General features: G+C 62.3%; 5 protein-coding genes and 1 pseudogene. 5 read left to right on the plus strand and 1 reads right to left on the minus strand.

All coding sequences use genetic code 11. The features are described from left to right. Positions 1-296: 296 nt before the first annotated feature. Positions 297-2,612: an NADP-dependent malic enzyme gene (locus AB1792_10445; protein MEW5702636.1), complete on the minus strand. Its 2,316-nt coding sequence runs from the start codon at positions 2,610-2,612 to the stop codon at positions 297-299. Positions 2,613-2,973: 361 nt separating this feature from the next. On the opposite strand from AB1792_10445, the gene AB1792_10450 reads away from it, so the two are divergent. From AB1792_10450 to AB1792_10470, 5 genes and pseudogenes are all read left to right on the plus strand, one after another. Continuing rightward, positions 2,974-4,257, plus strand: a complete 1,284-nt coding sequence (locus AB1792_10450) for a citrate (Si)-synthase (protein ID MEW5702637.1) — start codon at positions 2,974-2,976, stop codon at positions 4,255-4,257. A gap of 209 nt (positions 4,258-4,466) precedes the next feature. Next, positions 4,467-5,402 carry a thioredoxin-disulfide reductase gene (gene trxB / locus AB1792_10455; GenBank protein ID MEW5702638.1) on the plus strand — a complete coding sequence of 312 codons (936 nt, stop codon included), beginning with the start codon at positions 4,467-4,469 and terminating at the stop codon, positions 5,400-5,402. A gap of 117 nt (positions 5,403-5,519) precedes the next feature. After that, positions 5,520-6,164 (plus strand): O-methyltransferase, encoded by a 645-nt coding sequence (locus AB1792_10460; protein ID MEW5702639.1) that lies wholly within the window; start codon positions 5,520-5,522, stop codon positions 6,162-6,164. Between the two features lie 102 nt (positions 6,165-6,266). Continuing rightward, positions 6,267-6,572, plus strand: a pseudogene (locus AB1792_10465) (arsenate reductase family protein). Between the two features lie 29 nt (positions 6,573-6,601). Further along, on the plus strand, positions 6,602-7,507 hold the full coding sequence (locus AB1792_10470) for a DMT family transporter (GenBank protein MEW5702640.1): 906 nt from the start codon (positions 6,602-6,604) through the stop codon (positions 7,505-7,507). Positions 7,508-7,617 lie beyond the last annotated feature (110 nt).

A 7,617-nucleotide genomic window follows, 5' to 3' on the forward strand; every position in this document is an offset into this window, starting at 1 on the left:
CGGGTGCCTACACCCGGCGCTGCGGTCGGGTGTAGGCACCCGACCGCACAGGAATCGTGTTATGCAACTGATTGTGGTGTCGTTGCAAGGAGTGAAGCGCGCGCTTCGTCTGGGCTCTGCGACGAAGCAACCGCCCGGCATGCAAACTCCACCTCAGGTCCGGCGCTTCAACACGCCCACTGACTGTATCCCGCCTGGCGGCCAAGAAACAGAAGCCCCGCACCCGGCTTCGATCCGAGTGCGGGGCTCAGGCAATCGCATGTCTGCGTCTGTGCAGAAGCGGATGCACCGTGGGGCTATTTCGCCGACGCCGGCGCCTTGCCCGGAGCGGTGGGCTCACCGGGACGGAACAACTCCGGTTGCATCTTGCCCTGGGCCGTCACCACCGTGACCGCCGCCAAGTGCACGATATCCCGTACCGTGTATGACCCCACCTGCAGGACCTGGATCGGTCGTTCCATTCCAACCAGCAGTGGCCCGACGATCTCGGCGCCGCCCAAACGCTGCACAAGCTTGTAAGCGATGTTCCCGGACTGCAGATCGGGAAAGATCAGCAGATTGGCCCGTTCTTTGAGCTTGGAGAACGCATAGGTCTCGTTGAGGATCGCCGGTGTTACCGCCGTGTCGGCCTGCATCTCGCCGTCGACGATCAGCATCGGGTCGCGTTCCTTGATCAGACTCACGGCCCGGCGCACCTTGTCGGTCAGCGGGTGGCGCACCGACCCGAAGTTGGAGAACGACAGCAGCGCGACCTTCGGGGTAATCCCAAAACGCCGGACCTCGCGGGCGCAGGTCAGCGCAATCGTCGCCAACTGCTCAGCCGTCGGGTCGATCTGCACGGTCGTGTCGGCGAAAAACATGATGTCGTTGGGTAGAATCACCATGTTCATCCCCGCCACCTCGCCGGATCCCGGCGGCTTGGGAAAGACCTGCAGGGCCGGGCGCAGCACCTCGGGATAGTGCATCGTCGCACCTGCCACCAGACCGTCCGCCTTGCCGGTGCGCACCATCATCAGCCCGAAGTAGTGATTGTCCCGCATCGCCCGCTCGGCATCGCGACGGGTGCTCCCCTTGCGGCTGCGCAGCCGGTAGTACTCCTCGACGAAAGACTCCGTCCACGGCGAATCGAGCGGATTGACGATTTCCACGCCGTTGAGATCCACCTTGAGATCCGCGGCGCGGGCGCGAATCCGGGCCGGATCACCGACGAGAATCGGATGACCGATCCTCTCGGCCCGGATGCGCTCCATGGCATGGAGAATCCGATTCGCCTCCCCTTCGGGGAAGACGATGCGCTTCGGCTCGGCGCTGGCGCGATTCAAGACATCGCGCATCACCGCCTGCGAACGCCCCAGCCGCGCCTCCAACTCATAGGTGTACTTCTCCAGGTCGATCTGCAGGCCGGCGACCCCCGACTTCATGGCGGCCTCGGCCACGGCGCGCGCCTCCCACAGGAGAACACGGTAGTCAAACGGTTTGGGTATGATGTAGTCCGGGCCGAAGGTGAAATCAGCGCCGCCATAGGCCGCGGCCACCGATTCCGGCACCGGCTCCTTGGCGAGCGCGGCCAAAGCACGCGTTGCCGCCACCTTCATCTCATCATTGATCGCCCGCGCCCGGACATCAAGAGCACCGCGGAAGATGAAGGGAAAGCCCAAGACGTTGTTCACCTGATTCGGATAATCCGAGCGCCCGGTCGCCATGACGATGTCGGATCGTGCCGCCTTGGCCTTCGGATAGGGGATCTCCGGATCGGGATTGGCCATGGCAAATACCACCGGCCGCTTGGCCATGGCCTGCAGCATCGCCGGCGTCACCGCATCCGCCACCGAGCACCCGCAGAAGACGTCCGCTCCCTCCATCGCTTCCGCCAGGGTCCGCGCCGCCGTATCGACGGCATAGCGCTCCTTGTAGGGATTCATTCCCTTCTCGCGCCCCTTGTGGACAACGCCGACGGAGTCGCAGAGGATGATGTTCTGTTGCCGGACGCCCAACCGCACGTAGTGATTCGCGCAGGCGATCCCCGCCGCCCCCGCCCCGTTGAAGACAACCTTCACCTTATCGATGTCCTTCTCGACAACCTCCAGAGCATTCAGAAGCGCGGCACCGGAAATGATCGCGGTCCCGTGCTGGTCGTCGTGGAAGACCGGGATCTTCATCAGCGATTTGAGTTGTTCCTCGATGTAAAAGCACTCCGGCGCCTTGATGTCTTCGAGATTGATCCCGCCGAATGTCGGTTCAAGGGCCTTGACGATCTCGACGACTTTCTTCGGGTCAAGCTCAGCGATTTCGATGTCGAACACGTCGATATCGGCGAACCGCTTGAACAGCACGCCCTTGCCTTCCATCACCGGCTTGCCGGCCAGCGCCCCGATATGTCCGAGACCCAAAACGGCCGTCCCGTTGGAGATCACGGCCACCAGATTGCCGCGCGCCGTGTACCAGTTGGCCGCTTCGGGATTCTTCTCGATCTCACGACACGGTTCGGCCACCCCCGGCGTATACGCCAGCGACAGATCGAACTGGGTGATACATGGCTTAGTCGGTGTGACTTGGATCTTTCCGGGTCTTCCCCGGCGATGATAATCGAGGGCGTCCTCACGACGAATCATGACATTATCCCTTCTCGACTCCCCTTCGCCGCCCCAGCGGCGACCGGCGGAGTCCGTCTGTCTCCCAACAAATTAACACTTCCCGCCGGATCAGACAAATGCCGCGATCCGCGAAATTGCCACCACCGATACAGACCGACCCCCTCTCCAACCGGCACGGCAACCCGGTGGCGGCCACGGCCTTGTGACAACAGTCACAAGCGGCCGGGCCAGAGAGACGCGCTGGGAATTGACAATTTCTGCGCCACGGCGGCGATTTCCCGAACCTTGTGCGGGAAATCACAACCGCTTCTGGCTATATTGGCGCCGGATTGCAATCGTAGTGAGAGCGGCTTGGCTCAAGGATCAAAAGGAGACTTCCATGGCGACAATTCACGAACGGCTCGGACAACTGTTGCCCGGCTGGCGCGACGAAGTGCGCACGCTGCTGAAGGAACACGGCGAGGACGTCATCGACAAGGTGACGCTGGCCCAGGCGTACGGCGGCATGCGGGGGATTCGTTGCCAGGTGTGCGACACATCAGCGGTCGAAGCGGACAAGGGACTGATCATCCGCGGCATTCCGATCAAGGACCTCACGGAGAGGCTCCCCGAAGAGATCTTCTGGCTTCTCCTCACTGGCGAGCTCCCCGATGCCGCATCTTTGAAGTCACTGCAGGACGATCTCAAGAAACGTGCCGCCGTTCCGGACTATGTCTGGAAGGTGCTTGAGGCCATGCCCAAGGACTCCCATCCGATGTGCATGCTCGACACCGCCATTCTCTGCATGGAACGCGAGTCGGTCTTCCGCAAGCAGTACGACGAGGGAATGACCAAGGACCAATACTGGGAAAAGACGCTGGAGGATGCGCTCCGGATCATCGGCGCGCTGCCGGGGATCGCCGCCGGTATGTACCGTCTGCGCTTCAACAAAGGCCCGCGCATCCCCTCCGACCCGAAACTCGACTGGGGAGCCGACTATGCCCACATGCTGGGCCTCCCCGATCCGGACGGGAACTTCGCCCGGCTGATGCGCCTGTATCTGGTCCTGCACTGCGACCATGAATCGGGAAATGTCTCAGCGGCATCGGCGGCGACCGTCAACTCGGCGCTCTCCGACCTCTACTATGCGCTGTCCGCCGGCCTCAATGGCCTGGCAGGCCCTCTGCACGGCCTGGCCAATCAGGAGTGCCTCGCCTGGGTCATCGACGTCCGTAAGAAGTTCGGCGGCGTCCCGACCAAGGAGCAACTCAAGAAGTTCGCTGAGGACACTCTTGCGTCCGGCAAAGTGGTCCCAGGATATGGGCATGCGGTCCTGCGCGTGACCGATCCGCGCTTCGATGCCTTCCTCGCCTTTGGCAAGAAGTACTGCGCCGATGACGAGGTCTTCCAAATCGTGGCCCGGGTCTTCGATGTGGTCCCCGATGTTCTCAAGCAGGTGCAGAAGATCAAGGATCCGTGGCCCAATGTCGACGCCGGCTCGGGAGCGCTGCTGTACAAATACGGTCTGACCGAATTCGCCTACTACACGGTGCTCTTCTCCATCTCGCGCGCCATGGGGATTTGCTCCCAGGGGGTCATTGCCCGCGGCATGGGGTATCCGATCGTCCGCCCGAAGTCTTCGACGACCGCCTGGCTCAAGAAGAAAGTCACGACGCCGGCCTGATCGCTGCCGGCCAACACCACGGTGGACCAACCGCTCCGTTCCCCCCGTTGGGGAACGGAGCGGTTCTCTTGTTTGTTTCTGATCCTGCTGCCAGGTGGGGCGCCACGTTGGGGCACGACGGCGAACAACCGAGATTGACTTGAACCAGACTTTTCCCATAAGCTTGGCATGTTCACGGCGGCGTCGCCGTAGTGCCATTGGAGACAACCATGAGTGACAACCACTACCGTGTCATCATCATCGGTTCCGGCCCGGCCGGATTGACCGCCGCCATCTACGCGGCCCGCGCGGACCTGAAGCCGCTGGTTCTGGAGGGCGATCAGCCGGGAGGGCAGCTCACGATCACCACCGAGGTCGAGAACTTCCCCGGCTTCGCCAAGGGGATCATGGGTCCTGAACTGATGAATGAATTCCGGGAACAGGCACGGCGGTTCGGCGCTGACATCCGCCAAGAGAGCGTGACGGCCGTCGACTTCTCCGGTCCTCTGCATCGAGTGACCACTACGAAGGCCACCTACGTGGGCGACACGGTGATCATTGCCTCCGGCGCCCGCGCCCTGTTCTTGGGTTTGGAATCGGAGAGACGACTGATGGGGCACGGAGTCTCGGCATGTGCGACCTGCGATGGTTTCTTCTTTCGGGGCAAGAAGATTGCGGTCGTCGGCGGCGGCGACTCGGCGGTGGAAGAAGCCACCTTCCTGACGAAATTCGCCGACAAGGTGACCATCATCCATCGTCGTGATGCCCTGCGTGCCTCCAAGATCATGCAGAAACGGGCGCGGGAGAATTCCAAGATCGATTTCCTGTGGAACTCCATTGTCACCGAAGTGCTGGGAGACGCTCAGAGCGGTGTGCGCGCCCTGCGGATCAAGAGCACAGCCGACGGTTCCGAGCGGGAGTTGCCGTTTGAAGGCCTGTTCCTGGCCATCGGGCACTCTCCGAACACGGAATTCCTCCGCGGGAAGCTCGACATGGACGCCAAAGGGTACATTCGCACGCGCGATGGCACCAGGACGTCGGTCGACGGAGTATTCGCCTGCGGCGACGTACAGGATTCGATCTACCGCCAGGCCATCACGGCCGCCGGCTCGGGGTGCATGGCGGCGATCGACGCCGAGCGGTATCTCGAATCGCGCCATGCGTGATTGTCAGAGTGCGAGGCCTTCACGCTGCGATCCAGCCTCGCATTCCTCCACTGAGGACAGGGGGCTTTCAGCCCCCTGGAGACATTGTAAACGAGACTTGCTGGAGTCGACGACAAGATGTCCGACACCATCGCCATCACCAATCCCGCCATCCACGCCTACCTCGAGAAGGTCCGCCCGCCCTCGGATGCGATCCTCGTGGAGATGGAGAAGCACGCCGAGTCGCGCCGATTTCCATTCATCGGGGCGCAATGCGGCCGGATACTCCACGCACTGGTGAGAATCTCCGGGGCGCGCCGCGTTTTCGAGCTTGGTTCCGGATTCGGCTACTCCATGTACTGGATGGCGCTCGCCCTTCCTCCGGGCGGCCTCATCATCGGAACCGACGACAATCCGGAGAATGTCGCCCTCGCACAGGATTTCTTCCGCCGCGGTGGTCTGCTCTCTTGCACAGACATCCGCTGCGGCGATGCGCTGACGTTGTTCGCCGCCGAGACGAATCCGTGCGACATGGCCGTCTGCGACATCGACAAAGAGTCGTACATCGAAGCGCTCGATCTGGCCGAGACCCGGCTGCGTCCGGGCGGGATCCTCGTCGCCGACAATCTGCTTCTGAGCGGACGTGTCCTCAATGAAGTCACACGCGATTCGGCGACCGCCGCCATCCATGAGTTCACGCGCCGATTGACGACCGATCCCAAATGGTTCACGACGATTGTCCCGGTTCGCGACGGGCTGTCGATCTCAATCAAAGCTGTCTGATTCAGACGAGGACAAGGGGCTTCGGCCCCTTGCGCCGGGAGAGGGCCCATGACAAGAAGCCGAATGCGCCTGTACGGCAAGTTCACCTGAACCTCCTGCGCCAAAGCAAGAAGTTTCTTGCTGGGTCAGAATACCGATGCCGAGTATCGTGATTACTTCAAGGATCCCTTCACCACGGACGAACTCGAACGATTGTTTGGATCAAGACCGGTGACCGAGTTTCTCAGCACGCGGGCGCGCTCATACCGGGAGATGGGCTGGGACAGGAAGCCCCCCACCCGCAAACAGGCCATCGCCGCGATTATGGCAGACCCGACGCTTCTGAAGCGGCCGATTCTGATCAACGGGAAGGACGTCATCATCGGTTTTTCCCAATCCGCATACGACAAGCTCGCGTCCCGACGCTGACCTGAACGATTGAGCCGTTCTCAAATCCAATGTCCCCGACGACCAAATCACACGTTTCCGCCCTTTCGTTCTGGCTTCTCATTCTCGCGGTCATCGCCGTCGGGCCCGCCGCGGTTCTCATCCGTCTGGCCCATGCGCCCCCGATCACGGTCGCGGCCGGACGCATGCTCGTCGCCGCCGTCGCCATCAGCCTGATTGTCCTGTTACGCTGCGGCCGTGACCTCGTCGGCATCGATCACGTCGCATTGATGCGTTCTCTGCTGGCCGGTCTCTTTCTTGCCGTCCACTTTGCCGTGTGGATCAGCTCTCTCAGCTATACATCCGTGGCCAACTCGGTGATCATCGTGACAACCCAGCCGATTTGGGCGGCGCTGTTGGGCATGTGGTTCCTGCGTGAACACGTGACGCCCGCCTCCTTCGGAGCCATCCTGCTGGCCCTCGTCGGCGTCGTGCTCATCGCCGGCGGGAATCCATCCAGCGGCGGCCGCTTCGGTGACATGCTCGCCCTGATCGGCGCCATCATGGCCGCCGCTTACCTGGTCGTCGGTCGACGTGTCAGGCGCCAGGTCGCCACGCTCGGGTATGTCTTGATCGCCTACTCGACCGCCGCCGTGCTGCTCTTGATATGGGGACTCACTATCAAGACGCCCTATGCCACCTTGCCCACGTCATCCTGGCTGTGGATTGCCGCCGCCGGGCTGGGTCCATCGGTCATCGGCCACACACTGTACAACCGCGCACTGAAGGATGTCTCCGCCCATGCCGTCGCCACGACGATTCTCGGCGGCGAGACACTCCTGGCGACCGGGTTGGCTGCGCTCGTGCTGCACGAATTCCCCAGCCGTTGGGCGTTCGTCGGTGCGGTGCCCATCGCGCTCGGCGTCTATTGGACATTCCGCTTGGAACGCGCCTCCGTTATCGCAACCCATCCGTAGCAACGACACCGCGAGTTTCCAGTCCCGCTCTTTGCGTTCTGTGTTCTAGGTCGGTTTCATAACCTCCGCAGTCGTGCGGTCGGGGGGGGGGCCCCCCCCCCCCCCCCCCC

The organism is Candidatus Zixiibacteriota bacterium (assembly GCA_040752595.1).
GTDB lineage: Bacteria > Zixibacteria > MSB-5A5 > WJJR01 > WJJR01 > JACQFV01.